At 63.9% G+C, this 24,960-nt stretch carries 27 protein-coding genes and 1 riboswitch; of the genes, 11 read left to right on the top strand and 16 right to left on the bottom strand.

Annotated features, from left to right (window positions below; genetic code table 11):
* Positions 1 to 111 precede the first annotated feature (111 nt).
* The 4 genes from V3314_RS06515 to V3314_RS06500 are packed head-to-tail and all read left to right on the top strand — an operon-like array spanning position 112 to position 3,852.
* Positions 112 to 1,872 (top strand): copper resistance system multicopper oxidase, encoded by a 1,761-nt coding sequence (locus V3314_RS06515; RefSeq protein WP_135002741.1) that lies wholly within the window; start codon positions 112 to 114, stop codon positions 1,870 to 1,872.
* Positions 1,869 to 2,213 carry a hypothetical protein gene (locus V3314_RS06510; protein ID WP_046615972.1) on the top strand — a complete coding sequence of 115 codons (345 nt, stop codon included), beginning with the start codon at positions 1,869 to 1,871 and terminating at the stop codon, positions 2,211 to 2,213. The genes V3314_RS06515 and V3314_RS06510 overlap by 4 nt, the downstream gene beginning before the upstream one ends.
* A complete protein-coding gene (locus V3314_RS06505; RefSeq protein ID WP_108481563.1) occupies positions 2,203 to 3,165 on the top strand; it encodes a copper resistance protein B in 963 nt (320 codons plus the stop codon). The genes V3314_RS06510 and V3314_RS06505 overlap by 11 nt, the downstream gene beginning before the upstream one ends.
* A gap of 9 nt (positions 3,166 to 3,174) precedes the next feature.
* Complete coding sequence (locus V3314_RS06500; protein WP_338460040.1) at positions 3,175 to 3,852, top strand: cytochrome c; 678 nt, start codon at positions 3,175 to 3,177, stop codon at positions 3,850 to 3,852.
* 10 nt (positions 3,853 to 3,862) lie between these two features.
* On the opposite strand, the gene V3314_RS06495 is transcribed toward V3314_RS06500, so the two are convergent.
* The 3 genes from V3314_RS06495 to V3314_RS06485 all read right to left on the bottom strand — a co-directional run bounded on the left by V3314_RS06495 (position 3,863) and on the right by V3314_RS06485 (position 7,029).
* A complete protein-coding gene (locus V3314_RS06495) occupies positions 3,863 to 4,126 on the bottom strand; it encodes a DUF3077 domain-containing protein (RefSeq protein ID WP_019473937.1) in 264 nt (87 codons plus the stop codon).
* A 156-nt stretch (positions 4,127 to 4,282) separates the two neighbouring features.
* Entirely contained in the window at positions 4,283 to 4,525 is a 243-nt protein-coding gene (locus V3314_RS06490; RefSeq protein WP_046615968.1) for a hypothetical protein, read from the bottom strand.
* Between the two features lie 326 nt (positions 4,526 to 4,851).
* A complete protein-coding gene (locus V3314_RS06485) occupies positions 4,852 to 7,029 on the bottom strand; it encodes a TonB-dependent siderophore receptor (RefSeq protein ID WP_338460039.1) in 2,178 nt (725 codons plus the stop codon).
* A gap of 181 nt (positions 7,030 to 7,210) precedes the next feature.
* On the opposite strand from V3314_RS06485, the gene V3314_RS06480 reads away from it, so the two are divergent.
* The 3 genes from V3314_RS06480 to V3314_RS06470 all read left to right on the top strand — a co-directional run bounded on the left by V3314_RS06480 (position 7,211) and on the right by V3314_RS06470 (position 10,222).
* Entirely contained in the window at positions 7,211 to 7,903 is a 693-nt protein-coding gene (locus V3314_RS06480; RefSeq protein WP_338460038.1) for a response regulator transcription factor, read from the top strand.
* On the top strand, positions 7,903 to 9,249 hold the full coding sequence (locus V3314_RS06475) for a sensor histidine kinase (protein WP_046615965.1): 1,347 nt from the start codon (positions 7,903 to 7,905) through the stop codon (positions 9,247 to 9,249). Before V3314_RS06480 ends, V3314_RS06475 begins: the two co-directional genes overlap by 1 nt.
* 82 nt (positions 9,250 to 9,331) lie before the next feature.
* The gene (locus tag V3314_RS06470) at positions 9,332 to 10,222 is read left to right on the top strand and encodes an alpha/beta hydrolase (RefSeq protein ID WP_153670948.1); all 891 of its coding nucleotides are present in this window, start codon (positions 9,332 to 9,334) and stop codon (positions 10,220 to 10,222) included.
* A gap of 181 nt (positions 10,223 to 10,403) precedes the next feature.
* Here V3314_RS06470 and V3314_RS06465 read toward each other — a convergent pair whose 3' ends face one another.
* Positions 10,404 to 11,609 carry an RtcB family protein gene (locus V3314_RS06465; RefSeq protein ID WP_046615963.1) on the bottom strand — a complete coding sequence of 402 codons (1,206 nt, stop codon included), beginning with the start codon at positions 11,607 to 11,609 and terminating at the stop codon, positions 10,404 to 10,406.
* A 91-nt stretch (positions 11,610 to 11,700) separates the two neighbouring features.
* Positions 11,701 to 11,842, top strand: a riboswitch (FMN riboswitch).
* An 80-nt stretch (positions 11,843 to 11,922) separates the two neighbouring features.
* Between V3314_RS06465 and ribB the strand changes: the two genes are divergently transcribed.
* The 4 genes from ribB (at position 11,923) to dxs (ending at position 16,000) form a co-directional block, all read left to right on the top strand.
* Entirely contained in the window at positions 11,923 to 12,573 is a 651-nt protein-coding gene (ribB, locus tag V3314_RS06460) for a 3,4-dihydroxy-2-butanone-4-phosphate synthase (RefSeq protein WP_338460037.1), read from the top strand.
* 197 nt (positions 12,574 to 12,770) lie between these two features.
* Positions 12,771 to 13,013 (top strand): exodeoxyribonuclease VII small subunit, encoded by a 243-nt coding sequence (locus V3314_RS06455; protein WP_003255380.1) that lies wholly within the window; start codon positions 12,771 to 12,773, stop codon positions 13,011 to 13,013.
* Positions 13,010 to 13,897: a (2E,6E)-farnesyl diphosphate synthase gene (gene ispA / locus V3314_RS06450; protein WP_085601416.1), complete on the top strand. Its 888-nt coding sequence runs from the start codon at positions 13,010 to 13,012 to the stop codon at positions 13,895 to 13,897. Before V3314_RS06455 ends, ispA begins: the two co-directional genes overlap by 4 nt.
* A gap of 207 nt (positions 13,898 to 14,104) precedes the next feature.
* Positions 14,105 to 16,000, top strand: coding sequence for a 1-deoxy-D-xylulose-5-phosphate synthase (gene dxs, locus V3314_RS06445; protein WP_196182808.1), 1,896 nt, complete (start codon positions 14,105 to 14,107; stop codon positions 15,998 to 16,000).
* Between the two features lie 132 nt (positions 16,001 to 16,132).
* Here the strand turns inward: dxs and V3314_RS06440 are convergent, their stop codons facing one another.
* From V3314_RS06440 to nrdR, 12 genes are all read right to left on the bottom strand, one after another.
* Positions 16,133 to 16,945, bottom strand: coding sequence for a cobalamin-binding protein (locus tag V3314_RS06440; protein WP_196188163.1), 813 nt, complete (start codon positions 16,943 to 16,945; stop codon positions 16,133 to 16,135).
* Positions 16,945 to 17,364 (bottom strand): MFS transporter, encoded by a 420-nt coding sequence (locus V3314_RS06435; protein WP_135002737.1) that lies wholly within the window; start codon positions 17,362 to 17,364, stop codon positions 16,945 to 16,947. Before V3314_RS06435 ends, V3314_RS06440 begins: the two co-directional genes overlap by 1 nt.
* Complete coding sequence (ribA, locus tag V3314_RS06430) at positions 17,361 to 17,978, bottom strand: GTP cyclohydrolase II (RefSeq protein ID WP_046615957.1); 618 nt, start codon at positions 17,976 to 17,978, stop codon at positions 17,361 to 17,363. The genes V3314_RS06435 and ribA overlap by 4 nt, the downstream gene beginning before the upstream one ends.
* A 236-nt stretch (positions 17,979 to 18,214) precedes the next feature.
* The gene (locus V3314_RS06425; protein WP_338460035.1) at positions 18,215 to 18,958 is read right to left on the bottom strand and encodes a transporter substrate-binding domain-containing protein; all 744 of its coding nucleotides are present in this window, start codon (positions 18,956 to 18,958) and stop codon (positions 18,215 to 18,217) included.
* Positions 18,959 to 18,974: 16 nt separating this feature from the next.
* Positions 18,975 to 19,478, bottom strand: a complete 504-nt coding sequence (locus tag V3314_RS06420) for a phosphatidylglycerophosphatase A (RefSeq protein ID WP_338460034.1) — start codon at positions 19,476 to 19,478, stop codon at positions 18,975 to 18,977.
* Entirely contained in the window at positions 19,475 to 20,443 is a 969-nt protein-coding gene (gene thiL, locus V3314_RS06415) for a thiamine-phosphate kinase (RefSeq protein WP_046615955.1), read from the bottom strand. Before thiL ends, V3314_RS06420 begins: the two co-directional genes overlap by 4 nt.
* Positions 20,444 to 20,461: 18 nt before the next feature.
* Positions 20,462 to 20,962 (bottom strand): transcription antitermination factor NusB, encoded by a 501-nt coding sequence (gene nusB, locus V3314_RS06410; protein ID WP_003255393.1) that lies wholly within the window; start codon positions 20,960 to 20,962, stop codon positions 20,462 to 20,464.
* On the bottom strand, positions 20,959 to 21,435 hold the full coding sequence (gene ribE / locus V3314_RS06405; protein WP_003255395.1) for a 6,7-dimethyl-8-ribityllumazine synthase: 477 nt from the start codon (positions 21,433 to 21,435) through the stop codon (positions 20,959 to 20,961). Before ribE ends, nusB begins: the two co-directional genes overlap by 4 nt.
* Before the next feature lie 92 nt (positions 21,436 to 21,527).
* A complete protein-coding gene (gene ribBA / locus V3314_RS06400) occupies positions 21,528 to 22,619 on the bottom strand; it encodes a bifunctional 3,4-dihydroxy-2-butanone-4-phosphate synthase/GTP cyclohydrolase II (RefSeq protein WP_016484697.1) in 1,092 nt (363 codons plus the stop codon).
* A gap of 18 nt (positions 22,620 to 22,637) precedes the next feature.
* Positions 22,638 to 23,303, bottom strand: coding sequence for a riboflavin synthase (locus tag V3314_RS06395; protein ID WP_003255399.1), 666 nt, complete (start codon positions 23,301 to 23,303; stop codon positions 22,638 to 22,640).
* Between the two features lie 42 nt (positions 23,304 to 23,345).
* Positions 23,346 to 24,476, bottom strand: a complete 1,131-nt coding sequence (gene ribD / locus V3314_RS06390; RefSeq protein WP_085601412.1) for a bifunctional diaminohydroxyphosphoribosylaminopyrimidine deaminase/5-amino-6-(5-phosphoribosylamino)uracil reductase RibD — start codon at positions 24,474 to 24,476, stop codon at positions 23,346 to 23,348.
* A 2-nt stretch (positions 24,477 to 24,478) separates the two neighbouring features.
* Positions 24,479 to 24,943 (bottom strand): transcriptional regulator NrdR, encoded by a 465-nt coding sequence (nrdR, locus tag V3314_RS06385; RefSeq protein ID WP_003255402.1) that lies wholly within the window; start codon positions 24,941 to 24,943, stop codon positions 24,479 to 24,481.
* Positions 24,944 to 24,960: the final 17 nt, after the last annotated feature.

Genomic DNA, 24,960 nt, shown 5'->3' with positions numbered 1-24,960 from the left:
GACAGCGCAGGTCCGCTAGCGTTAAGGAAGATTGTGGGGCTTCTCGACCCACGGCTGGGGCGTTCAACCGCCTGAATACCAGCAACTTTTCGACTGACTGGACGCAACGGCATGCAAAGCAAAACCACCAGACGCTCCTTCGTCAAAGGCCTGGCCGCTACCGGACTGCTTGGCGGGCTGGGCATGTGGCGCGCGCCGGTCTGGGCCGTGACCAGCCCCGGCCAACCGAATGTGCTGAGCGGCACCGACTTCGACCTCTACATCGGTGAGCTGCCGGTCAACATTACCGGCACTGCGCGTACAGCGATGGCCATCAACGGCTCCATCCCAGGGCCGATCCTGCGCTGGCGCGAAGGCGATACCGTCACGCTACGTGTGCGCAACCGCTTGCAGCAGGACACCTCCATCCACTGGCACGGCATCATCCTGCCGGCGAACATGGACGGCGTGCCGGGCCTGAGCTTCCATGGCATCGCCCCCGACGGCATGTATGAGTACAAGTTCAAGGTCCAGCAAAACGGCACCTACTGGTACCACAGCCACTCCGGTTTCCAGGAGCAGGTCGGGGTTTATGGCGCCTTGGTCATCGATGCGAAGGAGCCTGAGCCATTCACCTATGACCGAGACTACGTGGTCATGCTCAGCGACTGGACGGACGAAGACCCTGCACGGGTGCTGTCCAAGCTCAAGAAGCAGTCCGACTATTACAACTACCACAAGCGCACGGTGGGTGATTTCGTAAACGATGTGAGCGAGATGGGCTGGTCCGCCGCGGTAGCCGACCGCAAGATGTGGGCCGAGATGAAAATGAGCCCCACCGATCTCGCTGATGTCAGCGGCTACACCTACACTTACCTGATGAACGGCCAGGCCCCGGACGGTAACTGGACGGGCGTGTTCAAGCCGGGCGAGAAAATCCGCCTGCGCTTCATCAACGGCTCGGCCATGACGTATTTCGATGTACGAATTCCCGGCCTGAAGATGACCGTTGTCGCGGCGGATGGGCAACATGTCAAACCCGTTGCGGTCGACGAGTTCCGCATCGCCGTTGCCGAAACCTACGATGTCATCGTCGAGCCCGAAAGCGAGCAGGCTTACACCATCTTCGCCCAAGCCATGGACCGTACCGGGTATTCCAGGGGCACCCTCGCTGTTCGCGAAGGCTTGCACGCCCCTGTCCCAGCTGTCGATCCACGGCCGATCATTTCCATGAGCGATATGGGCATGGACCATGGCGGCCTGAACCACGACAGCATGGCCAGCATGGATCACGGCGACATGGCTGGCATGGACCACGGCAGCATGGCCGGCATGGACCATGGCGACATGGCTGACACCAGCGCGCCCATGCAGAGCCACCCAGAGTCCGAGACCAACAACCCCCTGGTCGACATGCAAACGATGACCCCGACGCCAAAACTGGGCGATCCGGGCATCGGCCTGCGTGACAACGGCCGCCGTGTGCTGACCTATGCCGACCTGCGCAGCACTTTCCCGGACCCGGACGGCCGCGCGCCTGGTCGCACAATCGAGCTGCACCTCACCGGCCACATGGAAAAGTTCGCCTGGTCCTTCGACGGCATCAAGTTCTCCGATGCCGAGCCACTACGCCTCAAGTATGGCGAGCGCCTGCGCATCACCCTGGTCAACGACACCATGATGACCCATCCCATCCACCTGCATGGCATGTGGAGCGACCTGGAGGATGAGAACGGCAACTTCATGGTGCGCAAACATACGATCGACATGCCGCCTGGCTCAAAACGAAGCTATCGCGTCACGGCAGATGCCCTGGGGCGTTGGGCCTATCACTGTCACCTGCTGTTCCACATGGAAATGGGCATGTTCCGCGAAGTCCGTGTGGACGAATGAACTGGAGAATCGAGATGAGCAAACCAACCAAACGAAGCGCGTTTTTCCTTTCTGCCGTGATGGCCGGCCTGTTTGCCGTGTATGCGCCGCCGTCGTGGTCCGGCGACAACCAGCAACCTGCAGATGGCGCAAAAGCCAAGGGTGCTCAAGGCATGGACCATGGTTCGATGAAGGGCATGGATCATGGCGCCATGAAGGGCATGGACCACGGCTCGATGAAGGGTATGGACCATGACGCCATGAAAGGAATGGACCATGGTTCGATGCAAGGCATGGACCACGGCAAGATGATGGAATCGCATGGTGGCGATAAAGCTGAGGCAGGGAAAGATGCTCAATAGCCTGGCACGACCATCGCTGCTGGCATTGACCGTTTCGCTCGGTGTGCTGGGTGCTGCGCCCAGCTTCGCCGCTGAAGAAATGGACCATTCGACGATGGACCACGGCAAGATGGATCATGGCAGCATGCAGGGCATGGACCATGGCGCCATGGATCATGGAGCTATGAACCATGGAACTATGAACCATGGAGCGATGGACCATTCGAAAATGAACCACGGCTCGGCGGATACGCCAACAACCAGCCGTACCCCGATCCCGGTGCTGACAGATGCCGACCGCCAGGCAGCCTTCCCCCCATTGGGTGGGCATCAGGTGCACGACAGTGCAATCAACAGCTTTTTCCTGCTGGACCAGCTCGAGTATCAGGATGCCGATGAAGGTAGCACGCTGGCCTGGGATGCTTCTGGCTGGGTAGGCGGCGATATCAACCGGCTGTGGATCCGCTCCGAAGGTGAACGCACCAACGGTGTCACCGAGGATGCCGAATTGCAGCTGCTGTACGGCCGCTCGATCAGCCCATGGTGGGATGTGGTTGCCGGGGTGCGCCAGGATTTCAAGCCTGAATCCCCCCAGACCTGGGCGGCGTTCGGTATCCAGGGCATGGCGCTTTACGACTTCGAAGCCGAAGCCACCGCGTTCATTGGCGAGAACGGCCAGACTGCCGCGCGCCTGGAAGGCGACTACGACATTCTGCTGACAAACCGCCTGATCCTGCAGCCGACCGCTGAAGCCAATTTCTATGGCAAGAACGACCCTGGGCGCGGTGTGGGTTCGGGCCTGGCAAATACCGAAGTCGGGCTGCGCCTGCGCTATGAAATCGTCCGCCAGTTCGCCCCCTACATCGGCATTACCTGGAACCGTTCCTACGGCAAAACCGCCGATTTCATCCGCGACGAGGGTGGTGATGTGGATGAAGCGCGTTTCGTGGCCGGTATCCGCATGTGGTTTTGAGAACCAGACATGAAAAGAACAATAACAACGCTTGTTGCAGCAGGCGCGGTGGTCAGCGTGGCCGTGCTGGGTGCTGCGTACTCCGGTCTGGTCAACGTCGGAGCCGATGATCCCCATTTCCCCGCCGTGCATGCCTTTCTGGCCATGGCACGGGAGCGCTCGATCGCAGTGCGGGCCAGGGACATCGAGGTGCCAGACCTCAAAGATGAAGCGCTGATCCGTACCGGCGCCGGTAACTACAATGCCATGTGCATCGGTTGCCACCTCGCCCCTGGTGTCGAGAAGACCGAGCTCAGCCAGGCGCTATATCCATCGCCCCCCAACCTGGCCAAAAGCGGGATTGCTGGCGACCCCGCTGCGGCGTTCTGGATCATCAAGCACGGCATCAAGGCCTCCGGCATGCCGGCCTGGGGCAAGAGCATGGGCGATGAATACATCTGGGGCATCGTCGCCTTCCTGGACCAGCTACCCCAGTTGAACGCCCAGCAGTACAAAACGATGGTCGCGGCCAGTGGCGGCCACCAGCATGGTGGCGGCGAGAGTGAAATGCACAACCATGAAGGCCAGCACCGCGGCAACGTGCCTGGCCACCATGGTGAGCAGGCCTCGGGCGCAAGCCAGCATGATGAGGGGCATTCAAAGGCGCATACTCATCGCGATGGCAAGGCGCACATCCACAAGAACTGAAGGCAAGCACTCACTGCTTCATGCCCAACTCAGCATCATCCATCAGCGCCTTGGCCATCGCACTCAGGTAGTGCGCAGCCCAGATCATCATCGGCTTCTCATCCATCAGGCCGGTGATGGTCAGTTCGCGGACATAGCCCATCAACTCTGAGGACTGTTCGCGGGCGTCTCTGCACGGGATGCCGGGCTCGATGCGGAACAGTGGGTGGGTGCCGTTTTCGCCCTGGTAGAAGGTGGTTTTGCCGACGGTGAATTGGGTGTCTTCTGTGGTCATTGTTGAATCCCCTGAAAATTCTCGACTGCCTGGACAGGCCCTTTCGCGGGTGAACCCGCTCCCACAGGTGCTGTGCAAGTCTTGAAGGCTGTGGTGACCGTGTGGGAGCGGGTTTACCCGCGAAAGGGCCGGCCCAGGCGACACATCAATCAAGCCTCAGTGCAAAGTCCTGGGCCCAGTGGGCATCTGCACCTGAATCAATGCCGATTCCAGCAAAGCCCGCAGCGTCTCCAGTTCATGCATCGACGTCATCATCAAAACCGACGCCGGCGACTTGGGCTGCAGCTGCATGGCCTGATGCACAACGGTCGCAGCGCACAGCGCGTAGTCCGTGGCCTGGGCCAGGGTGTCTTCAAGGGAATGAATATCGTGGGGTGGATCGGGGACAATCTTAAGCATGGTGACACTCTCTATAGGTTGGCTAGAGCTGCCACTCATGACTTGCAGTGTGATGGGTGGCAGCCACGTACGGGTCTGCAAGACCGGCAGAGAGCAAAATCCGGCAGGTTCGAAAACCTCCCGTACGCAGCCACCATTAAGCGCGCGCAATGGCATGCCATTGGCATCGGTGATCGGCATTTTGCTCTGGACAGGCTTGCAGGCCCGGTCGCTTATTTGGCAACGACTGGGCCACACTAGGCCGCCAGGAGCACCACCGCAATGGCTCAAGGGCGCTAGGAGGCTATTTCAGAAATGGCCTACACGCAACGGGAAAAATCTGATTATCAGAAGTCATACCGCGCCCCAACCATCATGCTCCGCGACGGCCCGTAGAAGTTGAACGTCGAGGTCGACCCCACCCGTGACAGGTAGTCTCGGTCGAACAGGTTGTTGATATTGAAGGTGGCCGTCAGCTTCGAAGTAACCGGATACGACAGCATTGCATCCACAGTCGCATAGCCTGGCGCGTCGATGCGCACACCGCCGTTCTCGGAATAGAAGTTGCTCATCGCCGAAATACCGCCACCAATGGCCAGGCCGTTCAGCGGCCCTTGGCTGATGGTGTACTTGCTCCACAGCGATGCCTGGTTGCGCGGCATGATGAAGAAGGTGGTTTCGGCATCGCCCTTGAGGGTTTCGGTTTCCATCCATGTGTAGCCGGCCAGCACTTCCCAGTTCGGCGTCAGCTTGCCGCTCACTTCCACTTCGGCGCCTTTCACACGGGTCTTGCCGGATGCAACAGAGTCAGTGGTAGCCACGCCGTCGGCGTCATACACGGTGGTCGCGCGGTTCTTGTCGGTCAGGCGGAACACCGAGAAGCGAGTATTCAGGTCGCCGCCGAAGTAGCTGCTCTTGAGGCCGAACTCGTACTGCTCGCCCTCACGCGGCTTGAGCACCCGGCCATTGCTGTCGGTGTCGGACTGCGGCTTGAACACCTGCGAATAGCTGGCGTAAAGCGCGTGGTTCTCGTTCAGGTCGTAGACCAGGCCGCCATACGGGGTGAAGTGGCCATCCACGCGTTTGCTGTCGTTGGTGGTGGCGCCGCTGCTGAGGGTGGTGGTGTAGAAGTCACCGCGATACCAGCTGAAGCGGCCGCCGGCGATCAGCGCCAGCCGCTCGACCGGGCGGAAGGTGACCTTGGAGTACAGGCCGTATTCCTCTTCCTGCATACCGGTCTCGGTGCTGTAGTTGGGCGATGGCTTGGCGAACTGCTTCGGCGAGTATGTGTTGACGTTGATGGCGCCCAGGTTGGTTGTGCCGTTGAGGTACTCGGTGTCGTAGTTCTTGTAGTCGCTGCCGACCACGAATTCGCTGACCTGGCCGAAGGTTTCGAACGGCTGGCTGTAGCTGGCGTCCAGCGAGTAGGTGTCCTGGGTGAAATCGCGGGCGCTGGCGCGCTCGGAGTTGGCGCCAGTGGTGGCGTTGGTCGCGGTGAAGGCGTACAGGTAATTGGTGTCCCGGTGCGAGCCACGGGCAGCGACACGGCCATAGCCGCCGTTATCGAAGCGGTGGGTCAGCTCGGCGACCAGGTCGGTGGTCTTGCCGTCGAAGTAATTCCAGTCAGCACCCAGGAACTTCGAATGGCTGAAGTCGGGTACTTCGCCGGACAGCGTTGCCGGATAGCCGTTGTGCGGTGTGATGTTCTTCACTTCATGAATCAGGCCGAACGACAGGGTGGTGGCGTCGTCCAGGTCGACGTCCAGCGCACCGTAGTAGCTGTTGCTGGTGTTGGCGTTGTAGTCGACTTCGCCATTGGTGTCGTCACGCGAGGCGATGAAGCGCCCGCGCACGCGGCCGGCATCATCCAGCGGCCCGCTCAGGTCGATTTCTTCGTGGTTGGTGTCCCAGGTGCCATAGCTGCCTTCGACATGCCCCTGGAACTCGGCGGTCGGGCGCTTGCGCACCATGTTGACGATGCCGCCCAGTTCGCTGGTACTGCTGAACAACCCGGCCGGGCCACGCATGATCTCGATACGGTCGAATGCCGCCAGCGACGGTACTGTACCGAAGATGCTGGCCATGGGTGCCGGCAGGCCGTCGATATTGAACTCGCTGTACTCGTAGCCACGGGCATAGATAGACGATCGGCCACTATCGTTGGTCAGGGTTCGCAGCCCGGCGGTGTACTTGGCCAGGTCATCGAGGTGCACGAACTGGCGGTCCTTGACGTAGTCCTGGGTGTAGACGGTGATCGATTGCGGGATGTCCTTGAGCGCTGCGGGGGTCTTGGTACCCACGGTGGCGGCGTCCACGCTGTAGCCGCCGGTTTCTTCCGACGGCAGCATGTCGTACAGGCGGTTGCCTTCGATGGTCAATGTCGGCAGGTCAAGTGCGCTGTCATCGGCAGACACCTGGGTCGCTACCGATTCGGCCAGTGCCGACAACGAAAACGGCGCAAGCAACCCCAGCACCAGCCAGCCCCGAACCCGTCGCGAGTCCCCCAAACTTTTGAAACTGCTCATGACACACCCTTCCCCAAATGGTAGTGATTCGCAAACGAAACAAGTTGCTTTTTGCGAACGATACCGAAGGGAAATTGGGGGTGCAGCAGGATTAACCTTCTTAACACATCCAGCCGTTGCCCTCGCCCTGCCGGCAATGGGATGATTCGTAACTGATACGAATTCTCATTCAAGGCTCGCCGTGCCCACCTCACTCCTCCTAGCCGAAGACGACGCACGCCTGCGTCAGGACCTGGAACGCCATTTCCTCAACCGGGGTTTCCGGGTGCACGCATGCGCCACCGGCGGCCAGGCCCTGGCTGCCATACAGCAATCACGGTTCGAGCTGGTGCTGCTGGACATCATGCTGCCGGGCGTCGATGGCCTCAGCCTGCTCGACGAGTTGCGCCGGCAGCAGGCGGTGCCGGTCATGCTGATGTCGGCACTGGGGGCCGAGCAGGATCGCATCAGTGGCTTTACCCGGGGCGCGGACGATTACCTGCCCAAGCCCTTCAGCCTGGCCGAGCTGGACGCCCGAGTCGATGCATTGCTGCGGCGTGTGGCGCTCGATCGCGGTATGGTGCTGCGTGCCGACGTCGGCGAGGTGATGCTCGATCACGACCGCCAGGACGTTATCCACAATGGCAAGGCTGCCGGCCTGACCGCGTCCGAATTCCGCTTGCTGGCCACCCTGTGGGCCCACCCCGGCGAGGCCTTGAGCAAACCGTTTCTCTACCAGACCGTGCTGCACCGGGCCTACACCCGCCTGGACCGCGGCCTGGATGTGCATGTATGCAACCTGCGCCGCAAGCTGTCCGACATCGCGGCCCAGCACCTGCAGATCCAGGCCATACGCGGCCAAGGGTACATCCTGGTCGACACGGAACAAGCCTGATGCGCCGTCATCCCTTGCTATGGAAACTGGCCGTACTGCAGGTCGGCTTCTGCCTGTTGCTGACCTGGCTGATCTGGACCTGGGGCCTGTCGGTGGAGCGCAGTACCTACTTCCTGTCCCAAGCCGACCAGGACTACCTGGCGCGCTTTGCACAGCAAGCCGAACAGGCCTGGGAGCAAGGCGGCGCGGCGGGTGCCGAAGCCTGGCGCAGGCAACTGGAAAAGGCCGAGGGCACTTGGGTGGCGCTGGTCGGGCCGCATCTGCAGAGCCTTGGCAGCACCCCACTGAGCGCTGAGGAAGCCAGCCACCTGACCTTCATGCGCAAGCTCGACTGGCCTATGAGCCGACGCCTGCAGGATGAACTGCCCTACGTCAGCATCGAGTTCCCGCAGCATCCCGAGCACGGTCGCCTGGTAATCCAACTGCCCGAGCACCTGTTGCCTACCGGCCTGACCCCATGGACCCATGTGATCACCCATGGCGTTGCCCCCACACTGCTCGCCCTGCTGCTGGTTCTGGCATTGTACCGCCACCTTGTGGTGCCACTGAACCGCCTGCGCGACCGCGCCGACGCCCTGCGTGCCGACGACCTCGACAGCCCGGCCCTTCCCCTGCAGGAGCGGCGCGATGAGCTTGGTGAACTGGCGCAGGCCTTCGAGCACATGGCCGGGCGCCTGCGCCAGAGCCTGGAACAGCAGCGCCTGCTGCTACGCACGCTGTCTCACGAACTGCGCACCCCGCTGGCGCGGTTGCGCATCGCCCATGACAGCAGCTTGCCGCCGGCCCAGTTGCGCGAGCGCCTGGACCGCGAGGTCACCGACATGCAAAAGCTTCTGGAGGACACGCTGGACCTGGCCTGGATGGACACCGAACAGCCCAGCTTGCCGACCGAACCGGTGTTGATGGTTTCGGTGTGGGAGGCCTTGTGCCAGGACATCTGTTTCGAAAGCGGCTGGGACCGCGCCCGCCTGCCCTGCTCGCTAGGCACCGACTGCGTGGTGCAAGCCCACCTGGATAGCCTGGCCCAAGCCCTGGAAAACCTGATGCGCAATGCCATCCGCCACTCGCCGGCCGAGGGCCGGGTCAGCCTGGATGGCTGGCTGGAGGGCGACTGCTGGCACCTGCGCCTGAGTGACCAAGGCCCCGGGGTGCCGCACGCCGAGCTCGAACGCATCTTCAAACCCTACCAGCGGCTGGCCGACAGCGGCGCGGGCTTCGGCCTGGGCCTGGCCATCGCCCGCCGCGCCATCGAACTGCAAGGCGGCCGCTTGTGGGCCAGCAACGGTCACCCGGGCCTATGCCTGCACATGACTTTGCCGATGGCCCAGGACTGTTTAGAAAGTTAATGCGCTTTACGCTCAATCAAGACTGATTATCATCTGGGTATTCCTGCCTTGCGCTCCTTGCAAAGCCCTGATGAGAAACCTGATGAGCAAGATGACCCTGACGCTGGCTTTGGTGCTGGCCCTTGCGGCCCCTGCTGCCCTGGCGCAGCCCGAGCATCAACAGAGGATGGATACCTCGCTGCTGCAGCGCCAGGACCTGGCGTACCGCTTCAGCCAGCTCGACCTGGACTCGGCCGATGGCCAGCGTCATTACCGCTTGTGGGTCGGCAAACCAGACCGCCCGGCGCCAGCAGCAGGTTACCCGGTGCTGTGGATGCTCGATGGCAACGCCGCGCTGGGGGCGCTGGACAGCCCGCTGTTGAGCAAGCTTGCCGCCGGCCAGGCGCCATTGCTGGTAGCCGTGGGGTACCAGACCGATCAGCGGATCGATCGGGTCGGGCGTACCTATGACTACACTCCGGCGTTGCCTGGGCAGGCTGAGCAGTTGGACGCGTTGACCGGGCAACCGAGCGGTGGCGTGGACGAGTTCCTCGATCTGCTGAGCGAGCGCATGCGGCCGCTGGTGGCGGGTGTGGCACCGATCGACCTGCAGCGGCAGACATTGTGGGGGCATTCCTATGGTGGGCTGGCCGTGCTGCATGCGCTGTTCACAAGGCCTGGGGCTTTCAGTGCCTATGTGGCGGCCAGCCCTTCGCTGTGGTGGCATGACGGTGCGATCGTGCGTGAGGCGCAGGGGCTTGGCCAGCGCTTGGGTAGCAGCCAGCCTCGGTTGTTGCTGATGCGTGGGAGTGAGGAGCCGGCTAACCCGCGCATGCCGGTGCAAGGGGATGAAGAACGGCCGGCGCGGGAGCTGGTGGCAGACCTGGCCAAGGTGCCGGGGTTGCAGGTACGGTTCGAGCGGATTGACGGGCTGGGGCATGGGCCGATGTTACCGGCTTCGCTGAAGCGGGTGATTGAAGGGATGTCCCGATAACCTGCACTGGCCTCTTCGCGGGTAAACCCCGCCCCCACAGAGCCACCACAGGCTTCACCTTCAGTAGCAACCTGTGCCATCACTAACTTCATCTTTTCATGGCAACCTGTGCCCCACAGGTTCACTCGATCCCTGGGGAGCGGGTTTACCCGCGAAGGGGCCGACACAGGCAGCCTCCCCGTCAGCCCTTAACACACACCACCTGCCGCAAGGTGTGCAGCACCTCCACCAGCTCCTGCTGCGCGCGCATCACCGCATCGATGTCCTTGTAGGCCATGGGGATCTCGTCGATCACCTCCTTGTCTTTGCGGCATTCCACATGAGCCGTGGCCCGCCGCTGGTCTTCCACGGTGAATCGGCTCTTGGCCTTGGTCCGGCTCATCACCCGGCCGGCACCATGGCTGCAGGAACAGAACGATTCCTCGTTGCCCAGCCCTCGTACGATGAAGCTCTTGGCGCCCATCGAGCCGGGAATGATGCCCAACTGCCCTTTCTGCGCCGACACCGCCCCTTTGCGCGTCACCAGCACTTCTCGCCCAAAATGCTGCTCGCGCTGCACATAGTTGTGGTGGCAGTTCACCGCTTCCAGGCTGGCTTCAAACGGTTTGCCCAGCGCCTTGCGAGCCGCACCGACCACTGCCAGCATCATCAGCTCGCGGTTCTGCCTGGCGTAGTCCTGCGCCCACTCCACCGCTTCGACGTAGTCGGCGAAATGGCGGCTGCCCTCCTCGAAATACGCAAGGTCCTTGTCCGGCAGGTTGGCCAGGTGCTGGCGCATGTCTGCCTGGGCCAGTTCGATGAACAGGTTGCCAATGGCATTGCCCACGCCCCGGGAGCCGCTGTGCAGCATGAACCAGACGCGGTCGGCCTCGTCCAGGCATACCTCGATGAAATGGTTGCCGCCGCCCAGCGTCCCCAGGTGATGGCGGTTATTGGTCTTCTCCAGCCGCGGGTACTTGTCGGTGATGGCCTTGAAGCGCCCGGCCAGCTGCCCCCAGGCCTTGTCCGCCTTGGCTGGCACATCGGCCCAGGCGCCCTGGTCACGTTTGCCGAAGGTCTTGCCATGCGGCACGGCGTGCTCGATGGCATTGCGCAGGCCATGCAGGTTGTCCGGCAGGTCGCGGGCGTGCAGCGACGTGCGCGCGGCGATCATGCCGCAGCCGATATCCACACCCACCGCAGCGGGAATGATTGCGCCAACCGTGGGAATGACGCTGCCGATGGTAGAGCCCTTGCCCAGGTGCACGTCCGGCATAACTGCCAGGTGCTTGAAGATGAACGGCATCTTGGCCGTGTTGAGCAGTTGCTTGCGGGCATCGTCTTCGACCGGTACACCGTCGGTCCACAACTTGACCGGCTTGCCGCCGGCGACCTGGAGAATGTCCATGGGGCTGTTCCTCGAATGCATACCGGCATGATACCGCCAAAGGTCGTAGGGCCGTGGGTTGCCAGCGAGGTGGCAATGTGCTGTATGCTTGGCGGGTCTTCAGGGCGGGGTGAAAGTCCCCACCGGCGGTAAATCGAAAGATGAGCCCGCGAGCGCCCCGGCCATGCCGGGGGTCAGCAGATCTGGTGAGACTCCAGAGCCGACGGTCATAGTCCGGATGAAAGAAGGCGTCAGGCAGGGGCCATCCAGGCGCCCCTGCGCGCGCATTTTGTTCGCCCCGAGACGTTCATCGATCATTCACGAGGAGCGTTTCATGTTCACCAGGCACCACCCGCAATTCCCCAATGTCAGCGCCGCCATCGCCGCCTTCCAGGCCGGTCGCCCGGTGCTGCTGCTCGACGACGACGACCGCGAGGACGAAGCGGACATCATCGCCGCCGCCGAGAACATCTCGCTGCAGACCATGGCCATGATGATTCGCGATTGCAGCGGCATCGTCTGCCTGTGCCTGGACGAGGCCACCGTCGACGAACTGCAACTGGCACCCATGGTGCAGAACAACCAGGCCCGCCACGGCACCGGCTTCACCGTCACCATCGAGGCGGCGGAAGGCATTACCACAGGGGTGTCCGCCCAGGACCGCATCACCACCATTGGCGCGGCACTGCGCTCCACCGCCGACCAGCGCCATATCGTCAGCCCGGGGCATGTGTTCCCGCTGCGTGCCCGCAATGGCGGGGTGCTGACCCGCCGTGGCCACACCGAAGGCTCGGTAGACCTGGCACGCCTGGCCGGGTTGCGACCGGCGGCAGTGCTGTGCGAACTGATGAACCCCGATGGCACGATGGCCCGTGGCGAGCAGGTGGCGGTGTATGCGCGGCAGTACAATCTGCCGGTGCTGACCATCGAGGAACTGGCGCGGTACCGTGAGGCCATGCTGGAGCTGGAGGGAGAGCCAGCCTGACAGGCCACCTTGGGGCCATTCGCGGGCTTGCCCGCTCCCACAGGTGCACCACAGGTCTTGAAGACTGTGATGTACCTGTGGGAGCGGGCAAGCCCGCGAAAAGGCCCTTGAAACCAACAGCGTTGCCCCTGAAGTTTGCTCCCCCCGCCCCGCTCTGCTAGTGTCGCGCCGTTCTGAATGCCACCGAGACAGTCGCCATGGCCCGCAAAAAAGCCTCCCTCGATTTCGAGCAATCCCTCGCAGACCTGCAAGCACTGGTCGAGCGCCTGGAGAACGGCGAGTTGTCGCTGGAAGAGTCGCTGGCCGCCTTCGAGCAAGGCATTGCCCTGACCCGCGATTGCCAGGGCGCCCTGGCCCAGGCCGAACAGAAGGTGCAGATCCTGCTGGAACGCGATGGCGAGCTGGCTGCCCAGCCCTTCGACGCGGAGCCCGAAGCATGATCGGCACCTACCAGGCCAGCTGCCAGGCGCGGGTCGACGCCGCCCTCGAACCGTTGTTCATCGCCCCGACCAAGGAACTCGAACGCCTTTACGCCGCCATGCGCTACAGCGTGATGAACGGTGGCAAACGCGTTCGTCCGCTGCTGGCCTACGCGGCCTGCGAAGCCTTGGGCGCCCCGGCCGAACAGGCCAACGGCGCAGCCTGTGCGGTGGAACTGATCCACGCCTACTCGCTGGTGCATGACGACCTGCCGGCCATGGATGACGACGACCTGCGCCGCGGCCAGCCGACCACCCACAAAGCCTTCGATGAAGCCTGCGCGATCCTCGCCGGCGACGGTTTGCAGAGCCTGGCCTTCAGTGCCCTGCTCGACCCGCGCCTGAGCCCGCAGGCTGACAGCATTCGCCTGGCCATGGTCCAGGCCCTGGCCAAGGCGGCCGGCCCGGCAGGCATGGTCGGTGGCCAGGCCATCGACCTGGGCTCGGTTGGCCTGAAGCTGGACCAGCAGGCGCTGGAATTCATGCACCGGCACAAGACCGGTGCGCTGATCGAAGCCAGCGTGCGCCTCGGCGCCCTGGCCAGCGCCCGCGCCGAACAGGCGCAACTGGATGCCCTGCAGAGCTATGCACAGGCCATCGGCCTGGCATTCCAGGTGCAGGACGACATCCTGGATGTGGAAAGCGACACCGCCACACTGGGCAAACGCCAAGGGGCTGATATCGCCCGCGACAAACCGACCTACCCGGCGCTGCTGGGCCTGGAAGCGGCCAAGGCCTATGCGATCGAATTGCGTGACCAGGCGCTGGTCGCACTGCAAGGGTTCGGCGAAAAGGCCGAACCGCTGCGGGCGTTGGCCCGTTACATCGTCGAACGCCGCAACTGATTTGATTGGGGCCGCTGTGCGGCCCGTCGCCGGCAAGCCAGCTCGCACAGAGACCCCACTGGCCTTGAGCACTGTGCACAACCTGTGGGAGCGGGCTTGCCCGCGAAGGGCTGCAAAGCTGCCCCATGCGACACCCGTCTGAATGGGCAGTATTTCCTACAATGGGGTAAACTGCCGCCTCTTCACACACCTATAACGACTCGCCTGATGCCCACGACGTTTCAAGAGATCCCCCGCGAACGCCCGGTCACGCCGTTGCTCGACCGCGCTGACACGCCTGCCGGCCTGCGCCGGCTGGCCGAAGCCGACCTGGAGACCCTGGCCGACGAATTGCGCCAGGAACTGCTCTACACCGTGGGTCAGACCGGTGGGCATTTTGGTGCCGGCCTGGGTGTCATCGAGCTGACCATCGCCCTGCACTACGTCTTCGACACCCCCGACGACCGGCTGGTGTGGGACGTGGGCCACCAGGCCTACCCGCACAAGATCCTCACCGGGCGCCGTGACCGCATGCTCAGCCTGCGCCAGAAAGACGGCATTGCCGCCTTCCCGCGCCGCAGCGAGAGCGAGTACGACACCTTCGGCGTCGGCCACTCCAGCACCTCGATCAGCGCCGCACTGGGCATGGCCATTGCCGCCCGCCTGCAGAACAGCGACCGCAAGTCGATCGCGGTGATCGGTGACGGTGCGCTGACCGCCGGCATGGCCTTCGAGGCGTTGAACCACGCCCAGGAAGTCAACGCCGACATGCTGGTGATCCTCAACGACAACGACATGTCGATTTCGCGCAACGTCGGCGGCCTGTCCAACTACCTGGCCAAGATCCTCTCCAGCCGCACCTACGCGAGCATGCGCGAAGGCAGCAAGAAAGTGCTGTCGCGCCTGCCGGGAGCCTGGGAAATTGCCCGCCGCACCGAGGAGTACGCCAAAGGCATGCTGGTGCCGGGCACGCTGTTCGAAGAACTGGGCTGGAACTACATCGGCCCGATCGACGGCCACGACCTGCCGACCATGATCGCCACCCTGCGCAACATGCGTGACCTCAAGGGCCCGCAGTTCCTGCACGTGGTGACCAAGAAGGGCAAGGGCTTCGCCCCGGCCGAGATCGACCCGATCGGCTACCACGCCATCACCAAGCTGGAGCCGGCCGACAAACCCGCCGCACCGAAGAAAGCCAGCGGCCCGAAATACTCCGCGGTGTTCGGCCAGTGGCTGTGCGACATGGCTGCCGCCGACAACCGCCTGGTGGGCATTACCCCGGCGATGAAGGAAGGCTCCGACCTGGTCGACTTCAGCGAGCGCTACCCGGAGCGTTACTTCGACGTGGCGATCGCCGAACAGCATGCCGTGACCCTTGCGGCCGGCATGGCCTGCGAGGGCAGCAAGCCGGTGGTGGCGATCTACTCCACCTTCCTGCAACGCGCCTACGACCAGCTGATCCACGACGTGGCGGTACAGAACCTCGACGTACTGTTCGCCATTGACCGCGCTGGCCTGGTCGGCGAAGACGGCCCGACCCACGCGGGCAGCTACGACCTGTCGTACCTGCGCTGCATCCCGGGCATGCTGGTGATGACCCCAAGCGACGAGAACGAGCTGCGCAAGATGCTCAGCACCGGCCACCTGTACAACGGCCCGGCGGCTGTGCGCTACCCGCGTGGCACCGGCCCGAACGCGCCGATCAGTGGTGACCTGGAGCCGCTGGAAATCGGCAAGGGCGTGGTCCGTCGCCAAGGCGAGAAAGCCGCCTTGCTGGTGTTTGGGGTGCAACTGGCCGAAGCCATGCAGGTGGCTGAGCAGATCAACGCTACCGTGGTCGACATGCGCTTCGTCAAACCGCTGGACGAGGCGCTGGTGCTGGAGCTGGCTGCAAGCCATGAGCTGCTGGTGACCATCGAAGAGAACGCCATCATGGGCGGTGCTGGTGCGGCTGTGGGTGAGTTCCTGGCTAGCCAGGCGATCGTGAAACCGCTGCTGCACCTGGGATTGCCGGACATCTATGTCGAGCATGCCAAGCCTGCGCAGATGCTGGCTGAGTGTGGGCTTGATGCGGCTGGGATCGGGGCTTCGGTGAAGGCTCGGATGGCCAGGCTCGGGTTGTAGTCCCTGGGGCCGCTTTGCGGCCCTTTCGCGACACAAGGCCGCTCCCACAAAGGTCGTGCAAGCACCAAGCCTTGCGCAGTCCCTGTGGGAGCGGCCTTGCGTCGCGATCGAGGGCGTAGCCCTCGCAAAAGCTTACTTTGACGCCGGCGCTTTAGCCTCGAGCAACGCACACAAGCGCGCCGTAGCTTCGATCATCTGCCCACTAGGCCGCTCCAGGCCTTTGTCTGGCACCACCAGTAAACGGTCATCGGCAACCGCACGCAGTTGCGGCCAGGCCTTCCAACTCTCCAGCTGCGCCTCATCACCCGCCAGAATGACCTGCGGGTTGCGCAGCAGCACAGATTCCACATTTACCTGAGGCGCCGGCTGGGTGAGATCGGCGAAAACATTATGCGCGCCGCAAACGGCCAGGGCATCGCTGACCACCTGCCGGCCACCGAGTGTATACAGAGGTCGATCCCAGACCTGGTAGAACACCTGCAAGGGCTCATCCCGTCGATACTGCTGGCGCAGCTGCCGCAGCCGGTCACGCAAGGCCTGGGCATACCGATGGCCCTGTTCGGCACGGCCGATACGTTCGGCGATGGCTTCGATCTGTTCGATCATCTGGTCGATATCATGGGGTTCTGCGCTGAAGGTGGCGATACCCAGGCGCTTGAGCTGGTCACGTTGGGCCGGCGGTACGCTGCCCGGCCACAGCAGCAACAGGTCGGAGCGCAGGCTGAGCAGGCGTTCGAGGTCCAGCTGCCCCTGGCGCCCCACCGAGGGCAGCTCGCGCAGCGCCGCCGGCCGTTCGCCACCGTCGAGCACACCTACCAGCAGGTCATCGGCCTGCAGTTCGAGCATGATTTCGCTCATCGACGGCGCCAGGCTGACCACTCGCAGGGGTTCGGCGGCCAGTGCAGAACAGGCGAACAGCGCCAGCAGGCCGGGCAGCAGGCGCATCAGCCGAGCTGGCGTGGAATGCGATAAAGGTACAGCACCACTGCGGTGGACAACGCCAGCAAGATCTGTGGCACCGCCTCGAGGCCGACCAGCACCGACAAGGCGGCAACCCAGGCCGGGAAACAGGCAAACAGCATGGCCAGGCGCCGCACCCGCGCCAGCTCGATCCAGGCCGCGGGCTCTTCGCCTGTGCCGAGCACCTTGGACGTGGCGATGAGCGCGCGTTTGTAGGCACCGAAGCGCGGCAGGCTGAGGAACATGGTCGCCGCGCCGGCAATGAACAGTGGCATGGCCAACACCGAGGCCAGCGCATCACCGCCACCGAAGGCCCAGGCCATCACTGGCAGTGGCACCAGGCCCACCGCCAGGTACTGCCACCAGGCCAGCGCCAGGCGCCGCTTGACCTCGGCGCGGGTCACGCCTGAGGCACCTCGCCCTGGTGCTCGTTACCCAGCATGTGGCCCAGCTTGCCGGCCTTCGTCGCCAGGTAGTAGCGGTTGTGCGGGTTGTGCCCGGTGTGCAGCGGTACGCGCTCGGCGACGAGGATGTTCATGTCGGTCAGGGCTTTGACCTTGCGCGGGTTGTTGGTCATCAGCCGCAGCGACTTCACGCCCAGGTGCTCCAGCATCGGCAGGCATATGGCGTAGTCGCGCTGGTCGGCGGCAAAGCCAAGGCGCTCGTTAGCCTCGACGGTATCGGCGCCACCATCCTGCAGCTCGTAGGCGCGAATCTTGTTGAGCAGCCCGATGCCACGGCCTTCCTGGCGCAGGTACAGCAGCACGCCACGGCCTTCACGGGCGATGGCCTGCAGCGCGGCTTCCAGCTGCGAGCCGCAGTCGCAGCGCTGGCTGAACAGGGCATCGCCGGTCAGGCACTCGGAATGCAGGCGCCCCAGCACCGGCTGGCCGTCCGCGATGTCACCCAGGCTGAGCACCACGTGCTCACGGCCCGTGGCTTCGTCGAGGAAGCCATGCATGGTGAAGGTCGCGAAGGGAGTCGGGAGTTTAGAGGCGGCAACAAAGACGACGGGCACGTTGTGCTCCTGGCATAAGTAGGAAATTTCTCGTGGGCCGATTGTATCAGCAGGCTGGGGAATGTGGGCTGGCTGAATACGGTGGGTTAAGATCGAAAAGTTCGATGCTTAGGTTAACCAGGCCCGACCCCATCGCCGGCAAGCCGGCCCCCACAGTTATTGCACAGGCCTCTGAACCTGCGCTGAACCTGTGGGAGCCGGCTTGCCGGCGATTGGGGGCGCAAGGCGCCCCGTTTTCAATGTGGTTTGCTATTCGGACCGAACGGATACGGCTGCTGCCAGCGCTGGAAAATCGGCTTCAGCTCGCCACTGCGCATCAGCTCGGCCATGCGCTTGTCGAACAGGTCGCGCAGGGCCTTGGCCTGGTCATTGCGGGCAAAGGCCAGGTACAGCGGTAGTTCGGCCACATGGGTACGGCGGAAACGCTCGGGCTGGGAGGTCTGGCCGAGCACGTAGTCGACCTCGGTCTGCGCATCGATGTAAAAGTCCACACGATCATGCTCGAGCATCGGCAGTATGCCTTCGCGGCGCTGGACCTCGCGAAAGTCATGCACATCGGGCAGGTAGCTGCCGAAGTCGTAGCCCCGCACCCAGGCCAGGCGGTACTGGCCTATGGTCTGCTGGGTAGGCACAGGCTTGCTGACCAGCCCCAGCGCGTAGATGTGGTCCATGTCGAAGTGCCAGCGCGGGTACAGGTTGTCGTCGTTCTCGTCCTTGTACGAGCCTACCCAGGCGTCAGCCTCGCCACGCTTCACCAGCCCGATCGCACGGCTGTAAGGCGCGCTCTGGGTCACCACCTTGACCCCGGCCGGCTCGAACACCTTGCGCAGCACATCCCAGGCCACCCCGGTACCGTCGGCGTTGGTGTAGTCAAGCCACTCTTCGCTGACCAGGTGGATCTGTTTCGGCACACCCTCGGCAGCAGCCGCCCACGGGGCAAGGCTCAGCAGCATTGCCAGCAGCACCGTCCTCATGGCCATTCACACGCTCCCTGTATCAGGCAACCGTCCAAACCAGAACCTGCATCCCCAGCCAGGCAAACACCCCAGCCAGGATATCGTCGAGCATGATCCCGACGCCCCCATGCACATGGCGGTCGACCCAGCGGATCGGCCACGGCTTGAGGATGTCGAAGAAGCGGAACATCAGGAACCCCGCCAGCAGCCACTGCCAGCCTTCCGGCACCAGCCAGAGGGTTATCCACATGCCGACGATCTCGTCCCAGACAATGCCTTCATGGTCGTGCACGCGCAAGTCATTGGCGACCTTGCCGCAAAGCCAGAAGCCGAACAGCATGCTCACGCCCAGCAACAGCCAATAGCCCCAGTCGGGAAGCATCTGCCACAGCGGGATGAACGGAATGGCCACCAGCGAGCCCCAGGTGCCCGGTGCCTTGGGCAAGGTGCCGGAACCGAAACCAAAGGCGATGAAGTGCCACGGGTTGCGCCAGACCGAAGGCGGAACGAACTCCGCAGGCACCTGGTTGGGGTGATCGGTCACGGTGTCTCCCTAAAATGTTGATAACCGCGTTGCCGCGGGGTGATGTCCTGGCCCTGCCGGTCGCGCAGGCTGACACCCTGCCCTTCGAGCACCCGCCCGATGACATGGAACGCCGCCAGGCCTTGTGCCTGCAGGGATGAAAGCTCGGATGGCGGCAAGGTGAACGCCAGCACGTAGTCGTCGCCACCGGTCAGCGCCGCCTGCACGGCAGCCTCGGCACCGAGTAACCCCTGCAGAGCGGCTGACACCGGTACCTGCTCCAGGTTCACCTCGAGCGCCACACGGGAGGCCTTGGCGATATGCCCGCAGTCGGCCAGCAGGCCGTCGGAAACATCCAGCGCCGAAGTGGCACGCCCGCGCAGCAGCTGGCCCAGGGCGAACTGCGGCGACGGCGACCAGTAATGGTCGAGCAACGGTTGCACCAGCGCAGCATCAGCCTGGCGCTGGCCCAGCACCAGCGGCAAGGCACCCGCCGCATTGCCCAGCTCACCGCCCACACACAACAAGTCGCCCGGGCGAGCGCCGCCACGGCGTAACGCCTGCCCCGCCGGAACCCGGCCGAATACGGTCATGGTGATGCTCAGAGGGCCACGGGTGGTATCGCCACCAATCAGGCTCAGCTGACAGTGACCGGCCATGCGGTCGAGGCCGCTGGCATAGGCTTGCAGCCAGTCAGTGCTGACCTCGGGCAAGGTCAGGGCAAGGGTGAAACCGATGGGGGTGGCGCCCATGGCCGCCAGGTCGCTGGCCGCCACGGCCAACGAGCGCTGGCCGAGCAACCAGGGGTCGCACACCGCCGGGAAATGCACCCCGGCGACCAGGGTGTCGGTAGACACCGCCAGTTGCTCACCAGCGGGTAAGCTCAGCAGGGCGCAGTCGTCGCCGATGCCCAGGGCCACACCTTCACCGCCTTGCGCACAGGGCGCGGCGGCGAAGTAGTGGCTGATCAGCTCGAACTCACCCATGGTTCGCAAGCGCCAGGATCAGCGCTTGTTCGCCTTGACTTCTGCTTCGCGCAGGGCCGGGGCGAGCTTGTCCAGCACGCCGTTGACGAACTTGTGGCCGTCGGTGGCGCCGAAGACCTTGGCCAGTTCCACGCCTTCGTTGATCACGACGCGGTACGGCACGTCAACGCGCTTGATCAGTTCCCAGGTGGACAGGCGCAGCACGGCCAGCTCGACCGGGTCGAGCTCTTCCAGTGCGATGGTCATGCACGGCACCAACGCTTTGTCGATTTCGCCCTTGATTGCCGGGACCCCATGCAGGATCTCGCGGAAATAGGCACCGTCGACATCGGTGAAATCGTTATCGACCCGGAACTGCGCTTCGATCTCGTTCAGCGAATGCTGCGCCATGTGCCACTGGTACAGTGCCTGGGTCGCGAGCTTGCGGGCTTCGCGGCGCTTGGCGCTCTTCGATGGCTTGCCGGCATCCGCAGGTTTTGGATCGCGCGGGTTGAAACGATCGCTTTCGTCGCTAATCACTTGGCCTCCAACTGCGCCAGCAGGCTGACCATTTCCAGAGCGGACAGGGCAGCTTCAGCACCTTTGTTGCCGGCCTTGGTGCCGGAACGCTCGATGGCCTGTTCGATGGAGTCGACGGTCAGTACGCCGAAGGCCACCGGAACACCGAACTCCATGGACACCTGGGCCAGGCCCTTGGTGCATTCGCCCGCCACGTATTCGAAGTGCGGGGTACCACCACGGATCACGGCGCCCAGGGCGATGATCGCGTCGTAGGCGCCTTGCTGGGCGACCTTCTGTGCCACCAGCGGGATTTCGAACGCACCCGGGGCACGGATGATGGTGATGTCGCTTTCGCTGACACCGTGGCGTACCAGGGCATCAACGGCACCGCTTACCAGGCTTTCGACGACGAAGCTGTTGAAGCGGCCAACCACCAAAGCATAGCGACCTTTGGGGGCGATGAAGGTACCTTCGATGGTCTTCAGGGTCATTCCGATATTCTCATCTTCAAGAGCGAGGCCGCATGCTGGCGGCCTCGACAGGGGTATGGACTCGAGCTGGAGGGCGTCACTGCCGCCTCAAGTCACTCGGAGGGCACGTATTCTACAACTTCCAGATCGAATCCGGATATCGCGTTGAACTTCATCGGCGAACTCATCAGACGCATCTTGCGCACACCAAGGTCTCGCAGTATCTGCGAACCGGCACCCACGGTGCTGTAGGTGGTCGGTGCCTTGGCAGGTGCATCGCCGGCGCTTTCGCGGATGTGCGCAAGCAGCACGTCGCCGTCCAGCGGGTGGCCCAGCAGCAATACCACGCCGCTGCCGGCCTCGGCCACGGCGGCCATGGCGGCGCGCAGGCTCCAGCGGCCCGGTTGCTTGACCAGCAGCAGGTCGCGCAGTGGGTCCATGTTGTGCACGCGCACCAGGGTCGGCTCTTCGGCGCAGATCTTGCCCAGGGTCAGGGCCATGTGCACGTCGCCTTCCACCGCGTCGCGGTAGGTGACCAGGTTGAACTCGCCCAGCTCGCTCTCCACCGGTTGCTCGGAGACGCGCTGCACGGTGCGCTCGTGGATCATGCGGTAGTGGATCAGGTCGGCGATGGTGCCGATCTTCAGGCCGTGCTCGGCGGCGAACACTTCCAGCTCGGCGCGGCGCGACATGGTGCCGTCGTCGTTCATCACTTCGCAGATCACGCCGCTCGGCTCGAAACCGGCCATGCGCGCCAGGTCGCACGCGGCCTCGGTGTGGCCGGCACGGGCCAGGGTACCGCCTGGCTGGGCCATCAGCGGGAAGATGTGGCCAGGGCTGACAATGTCTTCGGCCTTGGCGTCCTTGGCAGCGGCCGCCTGCACGGTGCGTGCGCGGTCAGCGGCGGAGATGCCGGTGGTGACACCTTCGGCGGCTTCGATCGACACGGTGAACTTGGTGCCGAAGCCCGAGCCGTTGCGCGGCGCCATCAGCGGCAGCTTCAGCGTTTCGCAACGCTCCCGGGTCATCGGCATGCAGATCAGGCCACGGGCGTGCTTGGCCATGAAGTTGATGTGCTCGGGCAGGCAGCACTCGGCTGCCATGATGATGTCGCCTTCGTTTTCGCGGTCTTCGTCATCCATGAGGATGACCATTTTGCCCTGGCGGATGTCTTCGACCAGTTCTTCGATGCTGTTGAGCGCCACGCGGCACCCCCTTCTCAATCAGGATTTCAAGAAGCCGTTGGCGGCCAGGAAGCTTTCGGTAATGCCACTGCCCTTGCTCGGTTCGGCGGCCTTGTCACCCAGCAGCAGACGCTCCAGGTAACGGGCCAGCAGGTCGACCTCAAGGTTTACCCGACGCCCTGCACGGTAGTCGGCCATGATGGTTTCGGACAGGGTGTGCGGGACAATGGTCAGCTCGAACTCGGCGCCATTGACCTCGTTGACCGTCAGGCTGGTGCCATCGACGGTGATCGAACCCTTGTGGGCGATGTACTTGGCCAGTTCCTTCGGTGCACGCACGCGGAACTGGATGGCGCGGGCGTTATCGCTGCGCGAGATGATTTCGCCGACCCCGTCGACGTGGCCGCTGACCAGGTGCCCGCCCAGCCGGGTGGTGGGGGTCAGGGCTTTTTCCAGATTGACCTTGCTACCGCTCTTGAGGTCGATGAAGGCGGTGCGCTTGAGGGTTTCGACACTGACGTCGGCCCAGAAGCCGTCGCCCGGCAGTTCGACGGCGGTCAGGCACACGCCGTTGACGGCGATGCTGTCGCCGAGCTTGACGTCACCCAGGTCGAGCTTGCCGGTTTCGACGTAGACGCGCACGTCGCCACCCTTGGGGGTCAGGCTGCGGATGGTGCCGATGGATTCGATGATGCCGGTGAACATGGGGTCTTCCTCAAAAACGGTTTGCGCGGGGCAAGCCGGGCATTATACGCCGGGTACCGGCAGGGGGATGGCCGTGACCCGCCAGTCATCGCCCACTGCGCGCATTTCGGTAATTTTCAGCCGCGGCGCTTCGCTCATCCTCTCCAGTGGCCAGTCCAGCAGCGGGCGGGCCTGGGAACCGAGAAAAGTGCCGGCGACGAACAGCTGGTACTCGTCGATCAGGCCTTGCCGGGCGAAGGCGCCGACCAGGCCGGCACCGGCTTCCAGCAGGATTTCGTTGACGCTGCGGGCTGCCAGGGCCTGCAGCAACGACGGCAGGTCTACCTGGCCATTGTCACCCGGCAGGCTGAGCAGTTCGTGGCCGGCAGCGGCATAGCGCGGGTCATCTGCGACAGCGGTCACCACCAGTGCCGGGCCAGCCTGGAAGAACGGCGCATCCAGCGGCAGGCGCAGGCGGCCATCGACCAGCACGCGCAGCGGCGTGCGGCTGAGTGCCAGGGCGGTGGTTTCGGCATCCAGGCCCAGCTCTGCGCCGCGCACGGTCATCCGCGCGTTATCAGCCAACACGCTGGCGGCGCTGGTCAGCACCACGCTGGAACGGGCGCGCAGACGCTGCACCGCCGAGCGGGCGGCCGGCCCGGTGATCCACTGGCTTTCGCCACTGGCCATGGCGGTGCGGCCATCCAGGCTCATGGCCAGCTTGGCGCGAACGAATGGCAGGCCATGCTCCATGCGTTTGAGGAAACCGGGATTGAGCGCACGGGCCTCGGCCTCGAGTACGCCGCTGGCCACTTCGATACCAGCCTCAGCCAGGCGCCGCAGGCCCTGCCCCGCCACTTGCGGGTTGGGGTCCTGCATGGCGGCCACCACCCGTGCCACGCCGGCCTTGACCAGTGCTTCGGCGCACGGCGGCGTGCGGCCATGGTGGCTGCACGGCTCGAGGGTGACATAGGCACAGGCGCCACGGGCACGCTCACCGGCCTGGCGCAGGGCATGCACTTCGGCATGCGGCTCGCCGGCGCGCACATGCCAGCCTTCGCCGACCACCTCGCCATCGCGCACGATCACGCAGCCTACGCGCGGGTTCGGGTGGGTGGTATACAGGCCCTTGCGCGCCAGCTCCAGCGCGCGGGCCATGTAGTGGGCGTCGAGGGTGGCAGCTTGGCTGGGCATGGTCACTCTTTAGCCGGCTCTCGAGCCAGGCGGTCGATTTCTTCGCGGAACTCGTCGAGGTCCTGGAAGCGGCGGTAAACCGAGGCAAAGCGGATATAGGCCACTTCGTCGAGCTTGCGCAGTTCGGCCATGACCATTTCACCCACCACCAGTGATTTGACTTCACGCTCGCCGGTGGCCCGCAGGCGGCTCTTGATATGCGCCAACGCAGCTTCCAGGCGCTCGACGCTGACCGGGCGCTTTTCCAGTGCCCGCTGCATGCCGGCGCGAAGTTTTTCTTCGTCGAAGGGTTGGCGCGTGCCATCCTGCTTGATCAGCCGGGGCAGCACCAGCTCGGCGGTTTCGAAGGTGGTGAAGCGCTCGCCGCAGGCGACGCATTCGCGGCGACGGCGCACCTGCTCGCCTTCGGCGACGAGGCGAGAGTCGATGACCTTGGTGTCGTTGGCACCGCAAAAGGGACAGTGCATGGTGGCAGGCAACAAAA

This window comes from Pseudomonas sp. TE3-3-F2023, from assembly GCF_036784815.1.
Taxonomy (GTDB): Bacteria; Pseudomonadota; Gammaproteobacteria; order Pseudomonadales; family Pseudomonadaceae; genus Aquipseudomonas; species Aquipseudomonas pudica.
The sequence above is the reverse complement of the archived record's forward strand: the minus strand, read 5'-3'. Positions and strand labels throughout refer to the sequence as shown.

Coding starts and splice junctions, on each gene's coding strand:
- V3314_RS06515 (WP_135002741.1), top strand. CDS start 112: ATGCAAAGCAAAACCACCAGACGCTCCTTCGTCAAAGGCCTGGCCGCT.
- V3314_RS06510 (WP_046615972.1), top strand. CDS start 1,869: ATGAACTGGAGAATCGAGATGAGCAAACCAACCAAACGAAGCGCGTTT.
- V3314_RS06505 (WP_108481563.1), top strand. CDS start 2,203: ATGCTCAATAGCCTGGCACGACCATCGCTGCTGGCATTGACCGTTTCG.
- V3314_RS06500 (WP_338460040.1), top strand. CDS start 3,175: ATGAAAAGAACAATAACAACGCTTGTTGCAGCAGGCGCGGTGGTCAGC.
- V3314_RS06495 (WP_019473937.1), bottom strand. CDS start 4,126: ATGACCACAGAAGACACCCAATTCACCGTCGGCAAAACCACCTTCTAC.
- V3314_RS06490 (WP_046615968.1), bottom strand. CDS start 4,525: ATGCTTAAGATTGTCCCCGATCCACCCCACGATATTCATTCCCTTGAA.
- V3314_RS06485 (WP_338460039.1), bottom strand. CDS start 7,029: ATGAGCAGTTTCAAAAGTTTGGGGGACTCGCGACGGGTTCGGGGCTGG.
- V3314_RS06475 (WP_046615965.1), top strand. CDS start 7,903: ATGCGCCGTCATCCCTTGCTATGGAAACTGGCCGTACTGCAGGTCGGC.
- V3314_RS06470 (WP_153670948.1), top strand. CDS start 9,332: ATGAGCAAGATGACCCTGACGCTGGCTTTGGTGCTGGCCCTTGCGGCC.
- V3314_RS06465 (WP_046615963.1), bottom strand. CDS start 11,609: ATGGACATTCTCCAGGTCGCCGGCGGCAAGCCGGTCAAGTTGTGGACC.
- ribB (WP_338460037.1), top strand. CDS start 11,923: ATGTTCACCAGGCACCACCCGCAATTCCCCAATGTCAGCGCCGCCATC.
- V3314_RS06455 (WP_003255380.1), top strand. CDS start 12,771: ATGGCCCGCAAAAAAGCCTCCCTCGATTTCGAGCAATCCCTCGCAGAC.
- ispA (WP_085601416.1), top strand. CDS start 13,010: ATGATCGGCACCTACCAGGCCAGCTGCCAGGCGCGGGTCGACGCCGCC.
- dxs (WP_196182808.1), top strand. CDS start 14,105: ATGCCCACGACGTTTCAAGAGATCCCCCGCGAACGCCCGGTCACGCCG.
- V3314_RS06440 (WP_196188163.1), bottom strand. CDS start 16,945: ATGCGCCTGCTGCCCGGCCTGCTGGCGCTGTTCGCCTGTTCTGCACTG.
- V3314_RS06425 (WP_338460035.1), bottom strand. CDS start 18,958: ATGGCCATGAGGACGGTGCTGCTGGCAATGCTGCTGAGCCTTGCCCCG.
- thiL (WP_046615955.1), bottom strand. CDS start 20,443: ATGGGTGAGTTCGAGCTGATCAGCCACTACTTCGCCGCCGCGCCCTGT.
- ribE (WP_003255395.1), bottom strand. CDS start 21,435: ATGACCCTGAAGACCATCGAAGGTACCTTCATCGCCCCCAAAGGTCGC.
- V3314_RS06395 (WP_003255399.1), bottom strand. CDS start 23,303: ATGTTCACCGGCATCATCGAATCCATCGGCACCATCCGCAGCCTGACC.
- ribD (WP_085601412.1), bottom strand. CDS start 24,476: ATGCCCAGCCAAGCTGCCACCCTCGACGCCCACTACATGGCCCGCGCG.
- nrdR (WP_003255402.1), bottom strand. CDS start 24,943: ATGCACTGTCCCTTTTGCGGTGCCAACGACACCAAGGTCATCGACTCT.